Raw genomic sequence first — 16,745 nt, 5'->3', positions numbered from 1 at the left:
TGAGACAAAGTGATCTCCGTGGGAGAGCGGAGGTCGTTGGTGGTCGCGTCGCAATGCGACTCACTGAACCTGCTTTCGTTCCTCCCCGACGCGGGCCATCAGGTCTCGACGGCCTTGCTCGACCCCGAGGTCGGCGGCTGCGTGCCCGCCCTCGAAGACGGTCGCGGCCTGCTCGTCGACCCGACCATGGTCGAGCTGGACGACGCGCTCGTAGAGGCTTTCGAGCGCGCGTCGGACGACGAAGCGACGCTCTTCCTCTCGCTCGTCGGGCACGGCGAATACGCCGACGACGACTTCTACTTCCTCACCAAGGACACCGGTCTGCCGGTGGACAGCCGCCGGTCGTTCCTGTTCGCCCAGCGGATCAAGGAACTCCTCGGCCGGTACTCGATGCTGGACGGGCTGGTGATCCTGCTCGACACCTGTCACGCCGGCATCGGGGCGAGGCAGGCGGGCCAACGCTGGCTGCGGATCGTCGGCGAAGCGGGTAAACGCTTCGACCTGCTCACCGCCTCGGACGACCGCGTCGCGGCGAACGGGTGTTTCAGCCGGTCGCTGGTCTCGGTACTGCGTTCGGGGCACGCGGAGTTCGGCGAGCGCGTCCGGTGCGCGGATCTCAAACGCGTGATCACCGGCCTGTGCCCGATGCAGACCGCCATCCATCTCGGTTTCGACGGCACCCGCGAGGTGACCGAGGCCGATCAGGGGCTGTGGCTCGCGCTGAACTCCTCCCCCGCCTGGCGGCGTTCGCCGCTGGCCGGCAACCCGGCCGCGCCCACCATCGAACGGCTGACCGCGCACTATCAACCGGACCCTCAACTCGGCAAGACCGTCGGGCAGCTGCTCACCGGTGCCCGGCTGGTCGCGATCACCGGCGCGGAGGGGGCGGGGAAGTCGACCATGCTCGCCGCGCTCGCCCGGCCTTCGGTGGCCGGATCCTATGTGCCGCCCGACTTCCTGCACGCCGTGCTCTTCGCGAGCCGCGGTGACACGGCGGAGCGGCTCGCGAGCGAACTCGCCCGTCAGCTGCGGCGCGGCGTGCCCGGTTTCGCCGACGCCGAGCAGGCGCACCGGGCCGGGCTCGACGACGCCGCCCTCAGCGGTGCGAGTGCTTTCGACCTCGCGCTGCTCGGTCCCCTTCGGACGCTCGCTCCACAGTGGACCGGAACACCGGTGCGGATCGCGATCGACGGGCTCGACGACCTCGATCCCGACGTGCGGGAACGGCTGTGCGGGCTGGTCCGGAGCCTGTCGACGGAAGCGGGCTTGGAACCGGTGACGACGGTCGTGGCGACGCGGGAGCCGTCGCGCCTTCCGCCCGCGGTCGAGGTTCGCCTGGAGATGGCCGGCGGCTTCGAGCCGCCCGGAGGCTGGGGGCCGCCTTCCGTCGAGCCGGCTCCCGTGGTGCGGGAACCGGCGGACAGCGGCGGCTGGGGCGGCTACGACACCGGCTCACCCACTTCACCGAGGATCACCCCCGCCACGCTGATCATCGACGTCCCCGGGCAGCCGCCCGCCCACCACGAACTGTCCTTCGGGCTCACGAAGCTCGGCCGCAGCAGGAACGCCGCGGTCCGGCTCGGCGACTCACGGGTGTCGCGGCTCCACTGCAAGATCCGCTGGGACGGCACGGATGCTTGGCTGACCGACCTGGGCTCCGCCAACGGCACCTTCGTCAACGGTCAGCGCGTGCCGAGCGCCCGGCTGGCACACGGGGACATCCTCCGGCTCGGCGATTCGACGGTCACCTTCATCAGCGTGGCGCAGGAGGAGACCGACCGCGAGCAGGACACCGGTGCGGTGGCCTCACCGCGGCCCGGTCACGCGGTCCTGCTGGAGCTGCTGGGTCTCGCCGCCTCCCGCGGGCCCGTCCCGATCTCGATCCTCACCGCGGCGAGCAGGACGAGCGGCGGCCCGTCGAAGACCGTCCACATCCGTGATCTGCTCGCGGGTCTCGGAACCGAGGTGACCCGGACCCAGCCAGGGCTACCAAGCGAAACCGTGCTGTGGACCGTCGGTCGCGTCACGGTCTCTGCGGGCACCATGGCGCGCCTGCATGCACACCTGGCCGACGCGACAGCGAGGGTGGCCCCCGTGGCCGGAAACGACGAACCGACGCAAGAGCAGGCCTACGCGATCGCCAACGAAGCCGAACTGTTCTGGCTCGCGGGACTCCACGAAGACGCCCTCGCCGCGTTGGAGCGCCGGGCGTCACACATTCCCGTCGAGAACCGGGAACGGTGGGCGGCCTGGGCGCGTCGCGCGGACCGGGAACTCGGCGGGACCGACCGGATCACGTTGCGCTGCAAGGCACGGCACGCGACGTGGACCGGCAAGGCCGGCGACGCGGCCGCGGCACTCGCCCGGTTCGAGGAACTGCTGCCGATCGCCACGGCCACCCTGTCGAGTGGCGACGAAGAGGTCTTGAGCATTCGCCACAACATCGGCTACCTGCTCATGGAGCTCGGCCGCTTCGAAGAGTCCCAGGCTGCGTTCGGAGCCCTTGTCGGGGACGCAACGCACGCTCTCGGAGCCGATCATCGCGAGACGCTGCACGCCCGGCACCTACTCGCGGTGGCGACGGGCAAGACCGGGAACGGGGAGGAGTCCCTCCGCCTCTCCCGTGAGCTGCTGCCGGAGGCGAAACAAGCGCTGGGCGACGACGAGATCGTCAGCCACGTGCGGCACAACATCGCGTTCTGGAGCGCCGAAATCGAGCACCCCCCCCCGTCGTTTTGGAGTACCGAAGGCTCCTCACCGAAGCGACGGGACGGCTGAATGAGCGGCATCCCGACGTCCTCGACCTCCGGTTCGGTCTCGCGCTCGCCCTGGCCAAGGCGGGCCGGGTCACCGAGGCGCTCTCGATCTGGACCCTGCTGCTGGACGATTCCGTCGAGGTCCGCGGCGAGCGGCACGACGAAACCCGGAAGATCCGCGAGCAGCTCGAATACTGGGGTACGCGGGAGTGAGCGGTGAGCGCACTGCGCATCGCGCTCCTGACCTACCGCGGGAACCCGCTCAGTGGCGGTCAGGGCGTGTACGTCCGGCATCTGAGCCGCGAGCTCACCGCGCTGGGGCATCACGTCGAGGTGCTGTCCGGGCCTCCGTATCCGGAGGTGGATGAGGGCGTGCGGCTGACGAAGATCCCGGGGCTCGACCTGTTCGCGGAGCCGAATCCCTTCCGGACCCCGCGCCCGCGGGAGCTGCGCGATCTGCCGTCGTGGGTGGAGTTCCTCGGCATGCGGCGCGGCGGCTTCCCCGAACCTCTCGCGTTCTCCCTGCGCGCCGCGCGCCATCTCGCGAAACGCCGGGGCGAGTTCGACCTCGTCCACGACAACCAGGGGCTCGGCTACGGCATGCTCCACTGTGGACTGCCGACGGTCGCCACCGTCCACCATCCCATCGCCGTCGACCGGGCTTTGAAGCTCGCCACCGTCACCGGGCGCGACGCGGCACGGGTCGCGCGGTGGTACGGGTTCGTGGAAATGCAGCACCGCGTCGCGCGGCGGCTGCCGACGCTGACGGTGTCCCAGGCGTCCCGCGCGGCCATCGGCCGGGACATGGGTGTGCCGGCGGACCGGATCCACGTCGTCCCGCTCGCCGCCGACAGCAGGATCTTCCGGCCTCGGCCCGAGATCCCGCGGGTTCCGGGGCGCGTCGTGGCCACCGCCAGCGCCGACGAGCCGCTGAAGGGGCTCGAACACCTCCTGTCGGCGTGGGAACGGATCGAGGGCGAACTGGTGATCGTCGGCAAACCGAAACCCGACGGCCCGGCGGCGCGGGCACTCGCCCGGCTCGGGCCCGGCGCCGGCGTCCGCTTCGTCGGCGGGCTGACCGACGACGAACTCGCGCGGTTGCTGTGCTCGGCCGAAATCGCTTGTATACCTTCGCTTTTCGAGGGGTTCTCGCTTCCGGCCGCCGAGGCGATGGCCTGCGGCACACCGGTCGTCGCGACGACCGGCGGGGCGCTTCGCGAAGTCGTCGGCGACGCGGGGATCCTGGTGCCGCCGGGTGACGTGCCCGCGCTCGCGGAGGCGCTCACCAAGGTCCTCGGCGACGAACACCTGCGCGCCGACCTCGCGGCCCGCGGGCTGGCGACGGCCGGGGCACTGAGCTGGCGGCGCACCGCCGAGGAGACCGCGGCGTACTACCGGCGTGTCCTCGGCCAGGAGCGTGCGGAGTGCTGACCGTCGACTTCGGACGGTTCCCCGTCGGCCCCGGGGACCGGGTGCTGGACCTCGGCTGCGGGGACGGCCGTCATGCCTACGAAGCGTACAAACGCGGCGCGGACGTGGTCGCCGCCGACCTCGACGACACCGCGCTCAAACACGTGCGGGACATGTTCGCCAACCTGGCGGAGGCGGGCGAGGCGCCCCGCACGGCCTCGGCGCTGGCCGTCCGCGCGGACGGCCTGCGGCTTCCGTTCCCGAGTGGTTCCTTCACCCGGGTGATCGTCGCCGAGACCCTGGAACACATCCATGCCGACCGCGCGGTGCTCGCGGAGGCGAGCCGTGTGCTGGCACCCGGTGGAAGGCTGGTGGCGACCGTGCCGCGCTGGTGGCCGGAGCGGATCTGCTGGCTGCTCTCGGACGCGTATCACGAGGTCGAAGGCGGGCACATCCGGATCTACCGCCGCCGTGAACTGCTCGGCAAGCTCGCCGAAGCCGGGCTGAGGACGACAGGCGGCCACCACGCCCACGCCCTGCATTCGCCGTACTGGTGGCTGAAATGTGCCGTCGGCCCGGACGAGGAGCACCGGCTCTGCGCGCTGTACCACCGGTTCCTGGTCTGGGACATCATGCGGAGCCCCCGGCCGGTGCGGTTCGCCGAGTGGGCGCTGAACCCCGTGCTCGGCAAGAGCCTCGTCGTCTACGCGCGCAAACCGTGAAGGCCACCGCAGCCGCCATCGTGGCCGTGCAGCGGCCCGACGGCGGGATCCCCTGGGAACCCGGCGGGCACCTCGATCCCTGGAACCATCTCGAAGCCGCCATGGGGCTGGACGTGGCGGGATTCAGGGCCGAGGCCGAAGCCGCGTACGAGTGGCTTCTCCGGAACCAGCGTCCCGACGGATCCTGGGCGGCCCGGTACCGCGACGGCGGAATCGACTTGTCCACTATGGACACGAATTTCACCGCCTACGTCGCGGTCGGCACACGGCACCATTTCCTGCTGACCGGGGACCGCGCCTGGCTGGAGGGGATGTGGCCTGTCGTGGACAACGCCGTCGACGCCGTGCTGCGGCGGCAGCAACCGTCGGGCGCCATCTCCTGGCGCGACGACCCCGAAACCCGGCTGGTCACGGGATGCAGCAGCATCCATCACGCTCTGACGCAGGCGCTGGCGCTCGCGTCCACAGTGGGACTGGACCGTCCACAGTGGCGAGTCGCGGCACGCCGGCTGCGCGCGGCACTGGTCGGCGAGCCGCGGCTGTTCGCGCCGAAACCGCACGCGATGGATTGGTACTACCCGGTTCTGGGCTCCGTCGTCACCGGCGCCGACGCGACGGAACGGCTGGCGGCGGGCTGGGACCGGTTCGTCGTGCCCGGGCTGGGCGTGCGCTGCGTGCATCACGAGCCGTGGGCGACCGGCGGCGAGACGGCCGAACTGGCGCTCACCCTCGCCACGCGCGGCGACCGGGCCCGCGCGGGCGAACTCCTCGCGTGCCTCGCCCGGCTACGCCACGACGACGGCTCGTACTGGACCGGATACCAGTTCGTGGACGAGGAGTTCTGGCCGGACGAACGCACCACGTGGACCTCGGGCGCCGTCCTCCTGGCGACCGCCGCTTTCGAAGGCGACCCCGCCACCTGCGACGTCTTCGGGGAGCACCGCGTTTAGTCCTCTTGTTGCGGTCCTTGCACACGCAAGTACCGCAACAAGAGGACTAAACGCGGGTGGGTCAGGCCTCGTCTTCTTCCAGCATGTCCGGGGTGACGGCGGATTCGGTGTCCGGAATGCCTTGTTCCTTCGCCTTCTTGTCGGCCATCGCCAGCAAGCGGCGGATCCGGCCGGCGACCGCGTCCTTGGTCATCTGCGGATCCGACAGCTGGCCCAGCTCTTCGAGCGAGGCCTGCCGGTTCGACAGGCGCAGTTTGCCCGCGGCGAGCAGGTGCTCCGGCGCGGATTCGCCGAGGATGTCCAGCGCCCGCTCCACCCGGGCCGCCGCCGCCACGGCCGCGCGGGCCGAACGCCGCAGGTTCGCGTCGTCGAAGTTCGCGAGCCGGTTCGCGGTGGCGCGCACCTCGCGGCGCATCCGCCGCTCTTCCCAGGCGAGCACGCTCGTGTGCGCGCCGAGCCGGGTGAGCAGGGCACCGATCGCGTCGCCGTCACGCACGACGACCCGGTCCGCGCCGCGGACCTCGCGCGACTTGGCCTGGATGCCCATCCGCCGGGCGGCGCCGACGAGCGCCAGCGCGGCCTCGGGGCCAGGGCAGGTGACTTCGAGCGACGACGAGCGTCCGGGTTCGGTGAGCGAACCGTGCGCCAGGAACGCGCCGCGCCAGGCGGCTTCCGCGTCGGCGACACCACCGGACACGACGGCGGCGGGCAGCCCGCGCACCGGACGGCCGCGCTGGTCGATCAGACCGGTCTGCCGGGCGAGCCCCTCGCCGTCCTTGACCACCCGGACGACGTACCGCGTGCCTTTGCGCAATCCGCTGGAGGAGATGACGTGGACGTCGGACTGGTGTCCGTACAGTTCGTGGATCTCCTTGCGCAGCCGCCTCGCCACCGAACCGGTGTCGAGTTCGGCCTCCACCACGACGCGGCCGGCCACGATGTGGAGCCCGCCCGCGAATCGCAGCATCGACGCGACCTCCGCGCGGCGCGGGCCGATCTTGGTGATCTCCAGCCGGCTCAGCTCGTCCTTCACGGCGGCGGTCATCGCCATCGCTGCCCCTCCATACCTTCAGCTCCTCCCCCGGTGAGACTCCAGAGCGTCTCGCATACAGCCCGCGAGCGCATCAGGATCATGCCGCCCCGTCACGACCGGGTCAGCCACCGCCCCCAGCAACGCCCGCGCGCCCAGTCTCCCGGCCGCGTCCCGCAACCGGGCTGGTGAGGGCACCGAGTCCCGGTCCGCGATGACCGCGTCCACCCGCAATTCCGGGGCGTGCTCGAAGAGTACGTCCAAATGCTTTTCCGGCGAGAACCCCGCTGTCTCCCCCGGTTGGGGGATCAGGTTGAGGATCACGACCTTCGTGGCGTCCGTCCGGAGCAACGCGTCGTGCAGATCCGGTACCAGCAGATGGGGCAGCACGCTGGTGAACCACGACCCCGGGCCGAGGAACACCACGTCCGCGCCGAGCACGGCCTCGATCGCCTCCGCGCAGCCGCGCGGCGGCCGATCGGCCTGGCCCGCCGGGTGCAGGCTGATCCGGTGCACCTGCCCCGGAGTCGTCGCCACCGCCACCTGACCGCGGATCCTCCGGAGCGCTCCGGGATTCTCGGCGTCCAGCCCCGAAACCTCGCCCTGGATCTCCAGCGGTTCGGGTGACATGGGCAGGACACGGCCGGAGATGCCCATGAGCCTGCTCGCTTCGTCGAGCGCGGCGACCGGATCCCCGAGCACCTCGAACAACCCGGCCAGCAGCAGGTTTCCGACCGCGTGCCCGGCGAGCGCGCCGTCGCCGCCGAAGCGGTGCTGGAACACCTCCGCCCACAGGGTCCCGCCGTCTTCGGCGGCGAACGCGGCGAAGGCCTGCCGCAGGTCGCCCGGCGGCAGCAGCCCCAGCTCCCGGCGCAGCCTGCCGGACGAGCCGCCGTCGTCCGCGACGGTGACCACGGCGGTGACCTGCGAGGTCACCCGGCGCAACGCGGTGAGGGTGGCGTGCAGGCCGTGCCCGCCTCCCAGTGCGACCGCGCGCGGATCACTCGCGGCCAAGGTCGCGGTGCACCACCTTCACGGCCATACCGTCCTCATTGGACAGACGCTGGGCGAGCTCCTCGGAAATGGCGACACTGCGGTGCTTACCGCCCGTGCAGCCGACGGCCAGCGTCAGGTACCGCTTGCCCTCGCGCTTGTAGCCCGCGCCGATCAGGCGCAGCAGCTGGTGGTAGCGGTCGAGGAACTCGTCCGCGCCTTCCTGGCTGAGCACGTAGTTGCGGACCTCGCCCTCGAGACCGGTGTGGTCGCGCAGCTCCGGGATCCAGAACGGGTTCGGCAGGAAGCGGACGTCCATCACCAGGTCGGCGTCCATCGGAAGGCCGTACTTGTAGCCGAACGACAGCACGGTGACCCTGGTCTGCGTGCTCGCCTCGGACCCGAAGGCGTCCTCGATCTTGGCGCGCAGGTCGTGCACCGAAAGCGACGACGTGTCGAGCACGAGGTCGGCCTCTTCCCGCAACGGCTCCAGGAGCGTGCGCTCGGCGGTGATCCCGTCGGCGAGCCTGCCGTCACCCTGCATCGGGTGGCCGCGGCGGACGGCCTCGAACCGGCGCACCAGCACCTCGTCGGTGGCCTCCAGGAACAGGACGCGCGGCTTGTACCCGCGGGCGTCGAGGTCCTTGATGACCGAAGCCAGGTCGTCGGTGAACGCGCGCGAACGCACGTCCATCACCACGGCGACCTTGGTGATCGCGCCCCGCGCCTGCGCGCCGAGCTCGACCATGGTGGCGATCAGCTCGGGGGGCAGGTTGTCCACCACGAACCAGCCCAGATCCTCCAGGCATTTCGCGGCGGTGCTGCGGCCGGCGCCGGACAGACCGGAAACGACCGCGACCTCCATCCCCGAACCGCGGCCTTCTTCTTGCGCACTCACGATGGTCCTTTCACCGGTCACGTACTGGACTCCCCCGTCGCCGCGGGCTCCCCTGCGAGCGCCGCGACGACCGCTTCGGCGGTGCGCCTGCCGAAGCCGGGCACCGCCTCGATCTCCTCTATCCGCGCTTCGCGGAGTTTCTTCACCGAGCCGAAATGCTTGATCAGCGCGGTACGGCGAGCCTGCCCCAGCCCGGGCACACCGTCCAATGCGGACACCTGCATCCGCTTGGACCGCTTCTCCCGGTGATACCGGATGGCGAAGCGGTGCGCCTCGTCGCGCAGCCGCTGCAGCAGATACAGCGCGTCGGAGGTGCGCGGCAGGATCACCGGATCGGGATCGCCCGGCAGCCACACCTCCTCCAGGCGCTTCGCCAGGCCGACCACGGCGATGTCGGTGATGCCCAATTCGGAAAGAACGTCCGCGGCGGCGGTGGCCTGCGGGCCCGCGCCGTCGACGACGAGCAGATTCGGCGCGTACGCGAACTTGCGTGGCTTGCCGGTCTCCGGGTCGATGCCCGGGCGGTCCGGATCGACCCCTTCGGCGTTTTCCTTGAGATATCGGTAAAACCGGCGGCGGACGACCTCCGCGATCGACGCGACGTCGCCTTCCTCCGCGGCCTCACGCAACGCGAAGCGCCGGTACTCGGACTTGCGCGGGATGCCGTCCTCGAACACCACGAGCGAGGCGACCACGTCACTGCCCTGGATATGGCTGATGTCGACGCATTCGATCCGCAGCGGCGCGGTTTCCAGGGCCAGGTAGTCCTGCAGTTCCGCCAGCGCGGCCGAGCGGGCGGTGAGATCGCCCGCGCGTCGCAGTTTGTGCTGGGTGAACGCCTCCCCGGCGTTGCGCGTCACCGTCTCCGCGAGAGCGCGCTTGTCGCCGCGCTGCGGCACACGCAGGCTCACCTTCGACCCGCGCAGCCCGGACAGCCATTCGCCGAGGGCTTCCGCGTCGGCGGGCAGTTCGGGGACGAGCACCTCGCGCGGCACCGGAGAGCCGCCGTCGGGATCGTCCGCGCGTTCGGCCTGCTCACCGTAGAACTGCGTGATGAAGTGGTCGACGAGATCCTTGACGTCCATCTCTTCGGCCTTGTCGATCACCCAGCCGCGCTGCCCGCGGACCCGGCCGCCGCGCACGTGGAAGACCTGGACGGCGGCTTCGAGCTCGTCGTGGGCGAAGGCGACGACGTCCGCGTCGGTGCCGTCGCCGAGCACGACGGCCTGCTTCTCCATCGCGCGCCGCAACGCGCCGAGGTCGTCGCGCAGGCGCGCGGCGCGCTCGAACTCCAGCTCTTCGGACGCGGCCGCCATTTCCTGTTCCAGGCGGCGGATCAGCGCGTCGGTGCGGCCGGCGAGGAAGTCACAGAAGTCCTCGACGATCTCGCGGTGCTCGTCGGCGGAGACCTTGCCGACACAGGGAGCCGAGCACTTGCCGATGTAGCCGAGCAGGCAGGGCCTGCCGATCTGGCCGTGCCGTTTGAAGACGCCCGCCGAGCAGGTGCGGGCCGGGAAGACGCGGAGCAGCAGGTCGAGCGTTTCGCGAATGGCCCAGGCGTGCGCGTACGGCCCGAAGTACCGCACGCCTTTCTTGCGCGCGCCGCGATAGACGTGCAGGCGCGGGTACTCCTCGTTCATCGTGACGGCGAGGACGGGGTAGCTCTTGTCGTCGCGGTACCGGACGTTGAACCGCGGGTCGAACTCCTTGATCCAGTTGTATTCGAGCTGGAGCGCCTCGACTTCGGTGCCCACGACGGTCCACTCGACGCTCGCCGCGGTCGTCACCATCTGACGCGTGCGCGGGTGCAAGCCCGTGAGGTCGGCGAAGTAGGAGTTCAGCCTGCTGCGGAGGCTTTTCGCCTTGCCGACGTAGATGACCCTCTTCGTGGCGTCACGGAATTTGTACACGCCAGGGGCGTCCGGGATGCTCCCCGGCGAGGGACGGTAGGTGGTCGGGTCAGCCACGCCGCCAAGCCTATGGGGCACCACCGACAGTCTTGCGAGCCCCCATGCTCTAGCACTCATTCGAGTGGCGGCTACCACGATGCGGTCCGTGTTTCATTACGTATACCGACCTAAGTCGGGTCTTCGGCCGGATCAGACGTTCGTTGGTTCCTAGCGAGTGAACCTGGTGATTACTTTCCGTCCCAGTTCCACTTCACTCGGTTCGTCGTCAGATGACGCTCGAAAGGACTCCTGCACCGTGAGCCGTCTTCGTACGCTGGGCGCCGCCACCCTCGCCGCCGCAGCCCTCACCATGACCGCCGGCGCGGTCGCCTCCGCGGGCACCCCCACCGGTGTCCAGCCCAACATCGTGGGCGGCGGCACCGCCCCCACCGTGAGCTGGGGTGCCCAGGTCTACGTCAACACCCCGGGCCGTCAGTGGGACGGGTTCAACTGCTCCGGCAGCGTCATCGCCCAGCGCTGGGTCCTGACCGCCAAGCACTGCCTCGACTCCGACGGCAGCGGCATGCGGGTCCGCGTCGGCAGCAACCAGCTCCAGGGCGGCCGTGAGATCGCCGTCGACCGCAAGGTGTCCTCGCCGAACGGCGCCGACATCTCGCTGCTGCACCTGGCCTCCGACGCCGGCGTCACGCCGATCTCCCTGGCGAGCTCGAACCCGTCGGTCGGCAGCACCAACCAGCTCTACGGCTGGGGCCGCGAGACCCCGACCGGCCCGCCCGCCTCGGCGCTGAAGGTCGCCAACGTGCGCGTCACCGGTAGCTCGACCGACGCCTACGGTGGCCCGGCCATCCAGAGCGTCGGCATCAACGGTTCGGCGTGGAAGGGCGACTCGGGCGGCCCCCAGGTCTCCAACGGCGTCCAGGTCGGTGTCGCTTCGACCGTGCAGAACCAGAGCGGCTCGAACATCCGCGGCACCAACAACTACGGCAGCGTCGCTTCGGCCCGCTCCTGGATCCGCTCGACCACCGGGGTCTGACCTCCACCCCGGTGAAAGGGCCCTCCGAGACGCGACCCGTCCCGGAGGGCCCTTTCGCGTCGGGGTGTCGGTGGGGTGTGGGACGCTCGCGGGCATGCGGATCGCGACCTGGAACGTGAACTCGATCGGGCCCCGGCTGCCGAGGGTGCTGGACTGGCTCGGCTCAGTGCAGCCGGACGTGCTGTGCCTGCAGGAACTCAAATGCGGCACCGACGCCTTCCCCTTCGACGCCGTGAAGGAGCTGGGCTACGAGACGGCCGCGTACGGCATCGGTCGCTGGAACGGCGTCGCGATCCTGTCGCGCGTCGGGCTGGAAGACGTGACACGCGGGCTGACCGGCGAGCCCACCTTCGAGGACAAGGCCGACGCGCGGGCCGTCGGCGCCACCTGCGGCGGGGTGCGGCTGTGGTCGGTGTACGTGCCGAACGGGCGTGACCTGGAGAACGCGCACTACGGCTACAAACTCGCCTGGCTCTCGGCGCTGGAGGCGACCGTGCGGGAAGAGCAGGCGCGCGGCCTGCCGTTCGCGGTGCTCGGCGACTTCAACATCGCGCCGACCGACGCGGACGTCTGGGACATCGGCGTATTCTCCGAATCGACGCACGTGACCGAGCCGGAGCGAAAGGCGCTCGCCGCGCTGCGGGACCTCGGGCTGTCGGACGTGTTCCCTCGGCCGCTGAAGTACGACCACCCGTTCACGTACTGGGACTACCGGGCCGGGAACTTCCCGAACAACAAGGGAATGCGGATCGACCTCGTGTACGCCGACGCCGTCGTGGCGGGTGCGGTGACGGATTCCTATGTGGACCGTGAGGCACGGAAGGGAAAGGGGCCCTCGGACCACGCGCCGATCGTGGTGGATCTTTCGCTCTGAACGGCCTGCGGGTGCCGGATGTCATGAAAGGGTCGTTCAGGACGTTTTTCGTCCTGAACGACCCTTTCATGACACTTGAGTGAGCCCGGCGAACGCCGCCTGCCCCGGATGCTAGGAACGGTCCTTTCCTTGCAAATTTTGCAAGGAAAGGACCGTTCCTAGCACTTGAAGGAGCCGGAGAGCGGCGTCAGCCTCGCTTGGAGGATCACCACAAGCGCCCCACCTGCACCACTGGTCACAACGGCCGCGCGTGAAGGGCCCCTTCCCTCGGCTCAGCCGAGGAAACTCGACCTTCACACCTTCCCAAGTACGTGAAGGCCCCCTTCACTGCGTCTAGCGCAATGAAGGGGGCCTTCACGTACTTGCCACACGCAAGCACCGCATCCAGAGGACGAAACGCGGCCGGTCGGGAAAAGGCGAGCGTCAGCCTTCCCAGGCCGCCTTGTGCAGCCGCCGCAGCGCCCGCACCGCGGCCACCGCGCGTTCCCGGTCCACCGCCTGCACCGCCATGACCGAGTAGTACTCGTCGTCCGGCAGTTCCAGCCGCGCCCACGAGGCCCCGTCCGGGAAGCTCACCGAGAGCACCTCGCTCCACGCGAACTTCTTGGTCATCAGCACGTTCCGGACCTCGATGCCGTCGGCGTCGGCCTTCACGCGCGCGGTCGCGAACAGCATCGTGCCCGCGGCGAGCAGGACCCCGATGCCGATCATCGCCGCCTGGTCGGACGGCTGGAAGATCACCCCGGTGTCCGAGCCGCGCAGCAGCACCGCGACGACCACGAACGTCGCCAGCATGATCACCGCCAGCACCGAGCACATCACCAGGGCACGGCGGGGCCGCACCACCACGACCTCGGACTCCGTCATCACATCCGCCTCGACGCTCACACGAATCCCCGCTCGGTCCACGGCTGGCGCAGGTTCCGCAGCGCGTGCGCGGCGTCCAGCGCGGCGACCGTCGCTTCGTAGCCTTTGTCCTCGACGGAGCCGGGCAGCCCCGACCGGTCGAGCGCCTGCTGCTCGGTGTCGCAGGTGAGCACGCCGTTGCCGACCGGGGTGCTCTCGTCGAGCGCGACCCTGGTCAGGCCCGCGGTGACCGCGTCGCAGACGTACTCGAAATGCGGCGTCCCGCCCCGGATGACCACGCCCAGCGCGACGACCGCGTCGTGCGTGCGGGCCAGCGCCTGTGCGGCGACGGGCAGTTCGACGGCGCCCGCGACGCGCACGACCGTCGGCTCTTCCTCCAGGTCGGCCACCTTCGCCGCCTCGAGGGCGCGTTCCAGCAGCGCGCCCGTGATCTTCGTGTGCCAGCGCGTGGCCACGATCCCGAGCCGGATGTTCTTACAGTCGGACAGGTCGAGTTCGACGTCCGGACGGCCTTCGCCGCTCACCGCGTGCCACCTCCGTTGCCCTGGTCGACCTCGGCGCCGACCTGGTCGAAATGCTCCAGCTGGGACAGGTCGTGCCCCATCCGGTCCCGTTTGGTCTTGAGGTAACGCAGGTTCTCCGGGTTCGGCGAGATCGGCAGCGACACCCGACCGCTCACCCGCAGGCCGTAGCCCTCCAGCCCGACGCGTTTGGCCGGGTTGTTCGTCAGCAGCCGCATCGAGTGGACGCCGAGGTCGCACAGGATCTGCGCGCCGGTGCCGTAGTCCCGCGCGTCGGCCGGGACGCCGAGCTGCAGGTTCGCGTCGACGGTGTCCGCGCCCGCGTCCTGCAGCTGGTAGGCCTGCAGTTTGTGCAGCAGCCCGATGCCGCGGCCCTCGTGGCCGCGGATGTAGAGCACGATCCCGCGCCCTTCCTTGGCGACCGCTTCCAGCGCGGCCTCCAGCTGCGGTCCGCAGTCGCAGCGCAGCGAGCCGAAGACGTCACCGGTCAGGCATTCGGAGTGCACGCGGACCAGGATGTCCTCGCCGTCGCCGATCTCGCCGTACACGAACGCGATGTGTTCGATCCCGTCGAGCAGGCTGTCGTAACCGACCGCGCGGAACGTGCCCGCGTTCAGCGGGATCCGCGCCTCGGCGACCCGCTCGACCTGCTTCTCGGTGCGCCGCCGGTACGCGATCAGGTCGGCGATGGTGATCATCTTGAGATCGTGGTCCGCGGCGAAGACCTCGAGTTCGTCGCGACGGGCCATGTCGCCCTCGTCCTTCTGCGACACGATCTCGCAGAGCACACCGGACGGCGAGAGCCCGGCGAGCCGGGCCAGGTCGACGGCCGCTTCGGTGTGCCCCGGGCGCCGCAGGACGCCGCCCTGCTTGGCGCGCAGCGGGACCACGTGGCCGGGCCGCCGGAAGTCCGACGCCTTGGACGCCGGGTCGGCGAGCAGCCGGACGGTGTGCGAGCGGTCGGCCGCGGAGATACCGGTGGTGATGCCCTCGGCGGCGTCGACCGTGACGCTGTACGCGGTGCCGCGCTGGTCCTGGTTCGTGTGGTACATCGGCGGCAGGTCGAGCCGGTCCGCCTCGGGCTCGGTCAGCGCCACGCAGACGTAACCCGAGGTGTAGCGCACCATGAAGGCCATCAGTTCGGGCGTGGCCTTCTCGGCCGCGAAGATCAGGTCGCCCTCGTTCTCGCGGTCCTCGTCGTCCACCACGACGACCGGACGGCCAGCCTTGATGTCGGCGATGGCCGCCTCGATGGCATCGGCGTTCACGGCCACCCCGCCTCCACAGGGGGTCAGCCCGGCCGACCCCGGAATCGCACTCGTCTCACTCACGCCCGCTCCTCCGTACCGCCATTGTCCCCCTGCGCGCGCAGGTGCGGCATGGCCAGCTTCTCGACGTATTTGGCGACCACGTCGACCTCGAGGTTCACCAGGTCGCCCGGGGTGTTCCGGCCGAGGGTGGTGAGTTCGAGGGTGGTCGGGATCAGGGCGACGGAGAACTCCTCGTCGGTCACCGAGGCGACCGTGAGGGAGACGCCGTCGACCGCGATCGAACCCTTCTCCACGACGTACCTGGACAGCTTCTTCGGCAGCGCGAACGTGGTGAGCCCCTGCTCGTCGCGCTTGAGGAAGACGCCGGTGCCGTCGACATGGCCCTGCATGATGTGCCCGCCGAGCCTGCCGCCCGCCGGCGTCGCGCGTTCGAGGTTGACGACGTCGCCGACCTGCACCTTCGCGAGGCTGGAGCGCTGCAGGGTCTCGTGCACGACATCGACGGTAAACTCACCGCCCGCCACCGCGACCACGGTGAGGCACACGCCACTCACCGCGATGGAGTCGCCGTGCCCGGCGTCGCTGGTCACCAGCGGCCCCCGCACGGTCAGTCTCGCGGCGTTCGGAACCTGCTCGACCGCGGTGACCTCGCCGAGTTCCTCGACAATGCCGGTGAACACTCCTGCTGCCCTCCTCCTGGCTCGCACCGTCGCTGGAAAACGGTGCCGCCTTCATCCAACACCCATCGGGGCCGATTCCTTCTCCTGACCCGACGGCGGATCACGAGGCGGGATCAGCCACGGACGCGGGCAGCCTGCTCGCGCAGCGCCGCGACGGCCTTACCGGGGTCTTCGGCGCCGTAGACGGCGGAACCGGCGACGAAGCAGTCCACCCCGGCTTCGGCGGCCTGCTCGATGGTGTCGGCGTTGATCCCGCCGTCGATCTCGACGACGAGCTTGAGGTGGCCGGTGTCGACCAGGCGCCGCGCGGTGCGCACCTTGTCGAGGACGCCCTCGATGAACGACTGGCCGCCGAAACCGGGCTCGACCGACATCACCAGGAGCGTGTCGTAGTGCTTCAGGGTTTCGAGGTGGTCCTCGATCGGCGTGTTCGGCTTGATCGACAGGCCGGCCTTCGCGCCGGCGGCGCGCAGGTTCTTCGCCAGCGCGATCGGGTCGTGCGCGGCCTCGACGTGCACGGTGACGTTGTAAGCGCCCGCTTCGGCGTACCCGATGGCCCACTTGTCGGGGTTCTCGATCATCAGGTGGCAGTCGATCGGCACGTCGGTGGCCTTGAGCAGCGACTGCACCACGGGCAGGCCCAGGGTCAGGTTCGGCACGAAATGCGCGTCCATGACGTCGACGTGGACCCAGTCCGCGCGCGTGTCCCCCTCCCCCGCGACGGCGCGGATCTCTTCGCCGAGCCGGGCGAAGTCCGCGGAGAGGATGCTGGGTGCGATCAAAGGTCGGTGAGCCACGCGCCCGAGTGTAGGAGGGCGCCGCTAACGCCC

General features: G+C 70.2%; 16 protein-coding genes. 7 read left to right on the top strand and 9 right to left on the bottom strand.

The window, feature by feature from the left end; translation table 11 throughout:
* Positions 1-18: 18 nt before the first annotated feature.
* The 5 genes from ACOCEP_RS25075 to ACOCEP_RS25055 are packed head-to-tail and all read left to right on the top strand — an operon-like array spanning position 19 to position 5,838.
* Positions 19-2,778, top strand: coding sequence for an FHA domain-containing protein (locus ACOCEP_RS25075; RefSeq protein WP_482331433.1), 2,760 nt, complete (start codon positions 19-21; stop codon positions 2,776-2,778).
* Positions 2,736-2,969, top strand: a complete 234-nt coding sequence (locus ACOCEP_RS25070) for a hypothetical protein (protein WP_482331432.1) — start codon at positions 2,736-2,738, stop codon at positions 2,967-2,969. The genes ACOCEP_RS25075 and ACOCEP_RS25070 overlap by 43 nt, the downstream gene beginning before the upstream one ends.
* A 3-nt stretch (positions 2,970-2,972) precedes the next feature.
* Positions 2,973-4,187: a glycosyltransferase family 4 protein gene (locus ACOCEP_RS25065; RefSeq protein WP_482331430.1), complete on the top strand. Its 1,215-nt coding sequence runs from the start codon at positions 2,973-2,975 to the stop codon at positions 4,185-4,187.
* Positions 4,181-4,888: a class I SAM-dependent methyltransferase gene (locus ACOCEP_RS25060; protein ID WP_482331429.1), complete on the top strand. Its 708-nt coding sequence runs from the start codon at positions 4,181-4,183 to the stop codon at positions 4,886-4,888. The genes ACOCEP_RS25065 and ACOCEP_RS25060 overlap by 7 nt, the downstream gene beginning before the upstream one ends.
* Complete coding sequence (locus ACOCEP_RS25055) at positions 4,885-5,838, top strand: prenyltransferase/squalene oxidase repeat-containing protein (RefSeq protein WP_482331428.1); 954 nt, start codon at positions 4,885-4,887, stop codon at positions 5,836-5,838. The genes ACOCEP_RS25060 and ACOCEP_RS25055 overlap by 4 nt, the downstream gene beginning before the upstream one ends.
* A gap of 61 nt (positions 5,839-5,899) precedes the next feature.
* On the opposite strand, the gene whiA is transcribed toward ACOCEP_RS25055, so the two are convergent.
* Genes whiA through uvrC form a run of 4 tightly spaced genes read right to left on the bottom strand, consistent with a single transcriptional unit; the run spans position 5,900 to position 10,726 of the window.
* A complete protein-coding gene (gene whiA / locus ACOCEP_RS25050; protein WP_005152315.1) occupies positions 5,900-6,889 on the bottom strand; it encodes a DNA-binding protein WhiA in 990 nt (329 codons plus the stop codon).
* An 18-nt stretch (positions 6,890-6,907) separates the two neighbouring features.
* Positions 6,908-7,882, bottom strand: a complete 975-nt coding sequence (locus tag ACOCEP_RS25045; RefSeq protein ID WP_482331427.1) for a gluconeogenesis factor YvcK family protein — start codon at positions 7,880-7,882, stop codon at positions 6,908-6,910.
* Positions 7,869-8,726, bottom strand: a complete 858-nt coding sequence (gene rapZ, locus ACOCEP_RS25040) for an RNase adapter RapZ (protein WP_482339817.1) — start codon at positions 8,724-8,726, stop codon at positions 7,869-7,871. Before rapZ ends, ACOCEP_RS25045 begins: the two co-directional genes overlap by 14 nt.
* Before the next feature lie 50 nt (positions 8,727-8,776).
* Positions 8,777-10,726 carry an excinuclease ABC subunit UvrC gene (gene uvrC, locus ACOCEP_RS25035; protein WP_482331425.1) on the bottom strand — a complete coding sequence of 650 codons (1,950 nt, stop codon included), beginning with the start codon at positions 10,724-10,726 and terminating at the stop codon, positions 8,777-8,779.
* Positions 10,727-10,964: 238 nt separating this feature from the next.
* Here uvrC and ACOCEP_RS25030 point away from each other — a divergent pair, with 238 nt between their 5' ends.
* Entirely contained in the window at positions 10,965-11,702 is a 738-nt protein-coding gene (locus ACOCEP_RS25030; protein WP_482331424.1) for a S1 family peptidase, read from the top strand.
* Positions 11,703-11,796: 94 nt separating this feature from the next.
* On the top strand, positions 11,797-12,576 hold the full coding sequence (locus ACOCEP_RS25025; RefSeq protein ID WP_482331423.1) for an exodeoxyribonuclease III: 780 nt from the start codon (positions 11,797-11,799) through the stop codon (positions 12,574-12,576).
* A 423-nt stretch (positions 12,577-12,999) separates the two neighbouring features.
* On the opposite strand, the gene ACOCEP_RS25020 is transcribed toward ACOCEP_RS25025, so the two are convergent.
* The 5 genes from ACOCEP_RS25020 to rpe all read right to left on the bottom strand — a co-directional run bounded on the left by ACOCEP_RS25020 (position 13,000) and on the right by rpe (position 16,697).
* The gene (locus ACOCEP_RS25020) at positions 13,000-13,443 is read right to left on the bottom strand and encodes a PH domain-containing protein (protein WP_125674999.1); all 444 of its coding nucleotides are present in this window, start codon (positions 13,441-13,443) and stop codon (positions 13,000-13,002) included.
* Between the two features lie 17 nt (positions 13,444-13,460).
* On the bottom strand, positions 13,461-13,967 hold the full coding sequence (ribH, locus tag ACOCEP_RS25015) for a 6,7-dimethyl-8-ribityllumazine synthase (RefSeq protein ID WP_016333121.1): 507 nt from the start codon (positions 13,965-13,967) through the stop codon (positions 13,461-13,463).
* Positions 13,964-15,238 (bottom strand): bifunctional 3,4-dihydroxy-2-butanone-4-phosphate synthase/GTP cyclohydrolase II, encoded by a 1,275-nt coding sequence (locus ACOCEP_RS25010; protein WP_482339816.1) that lies wholly within the window; start codon positions 15,236-15,238, stop codon positions 13,964-13,966. The genes ribH and ACOCEP_RS25010 overlap by 4 nt, the downstream gene beginning before the upstream one ends.
* A 53-nt stretch (positions 15,239-15,291) precedes the next feature.
* Positions 15,292-15,915, bottom strand: a complete 624-nt coding sequence (locus tag ACOCEP_RS25005; protein WP_016333119.1) for a riboflavin synthase — start codon at positions 15,913-15,915, stop codon at positions 15,292-15,294.
* A 113-nt stretch (positions 15,916-16,028) separates the two neighbouring features.
* Positions 16,029-16,697, bottom strand: coding sequence for a ribulose-phosphate 3-epimerase (gene rpe / locus ACOCEP_RS25000; RefSeq protein WP_482339815.1), 669 nt, complete (start codon positions 16,695-16,697; stop codon positions 16,029-16,031).
* Positions 16,698-16,745: the final 48 nt, after the last annotated feature.

The organism is Amycolatopsis sp. CA-211722, from assembly GCF_056828465.1.
Note: the sequence above shows the minus strand (reverse complement) of the source record. Positions and strands in the feature narration are given on the sequence as shown.

Bases quoted from the DNA above. Each gene is read 5' to 3' on its own strand.
- whiA (WP_005152315.1), bottom strand. From the start codon at position 6,889: ATGGCGATGACCGCCGCCGTGAAGGACGAGCTGAGCCGGCTGGAGATC.
- rapZ (WP_482339817.1), bottom strand. From the start codon at position 8,726: ATGGAGGTCGCGGTCGTTTCCGGTCTGTCCGGCGCCGGCCGCAGCACC.
- ACOCEP_RS25025 (WP_482331423.1), top strand. From the start codon at position 11,797: ATGCGGATCGCGACCTGGAACGTGAACTCGATCGGGCCCCGGCTGCCG.
- ACOCEP_RS25020 (WP_125674999.1), bottom strand. From the start codon at position 13,443: ATGACGGAGTCCGAGGTCGTGGTGGTGCGGCCCCGCCGTGCCCTGGTG.